We start from the raw sequence: 627 nt of genomic DNA on the forward strand, positions 1-627 counted from the left end.
GTCTGCCCGTCGCTGACCACCCCCAGCACCGGCACGCCGACCGCCCCGGCCACCTCGCGCAGCAGCGGCTCGAGATCCTTCGCCGTGGCCGAGAGCAGGCTGCGCGCCAGCAGCACCTCGCCCGAGAGGCAGTCGCGCACCACCCAGAGCACCTCGTGCCCGACATCCGGCTGCAGCCCATCGAGCGCCAGGATGACCCCGCGCTGCCCTTTCAGCACCCGTCGCAGCCGGCGCGTGTCGGTCAGGCTGGTGGCGAGCAACTCGTCGTAGCGGTCGAGCAGGTTGGTGACGCTGCGCTCGGCGATCTCCACCCCACGCCCGCGCAGGGCAGCGTGGATCTCCGGCACGCTGCGGTGCTCGCGATGGCGCAGCACCCCGACGAGGGCGATGATATCCAGACCGAACTCCTGCTGCGGCAGCGCCAACGCAGCCTCCGCCTCCGGGCGGTACGGGACATGGAAGCGAGGGCAGCCCTCGTGCTCGCAGCGCCGGATCCGCAATCGCAGCCGTACCGCGCCAGACAGCATCACCAGATGACGGCGGTTCTCATAGCGCAGGCGCATGTGCCTGCCGCATCCCAGGCACTCCCGCCGGACCGGAACCAGAACCCGCTCCCGCTCCGGCCGC

The 627-nt window shown here is 71.8% G+C and carries 1 pseudogene; it reads right to left on the reverse strand.

Annotated features, from left to right (window positions below):
* Positions 1 to 563, reverse strand: a pseudogene (locus E2C06_RS36870) (ISNCY family transposase); the annotation flags it as partial.
* Positions 564 to 627 lie beyond the last annotated feature (64 nt).

Origin of the sequence: Dankookia rubra (assembly GCF_004355005.1) — a bacterium.
In the GTDB taxonomy this organism is placed as follows: Bacteria; Pseudomonadota; Alphaproteobacteria; order Acetobacterales; family Acetobacteraceae; genus Paracraurococcus; species Paracraurococcus ruber_A.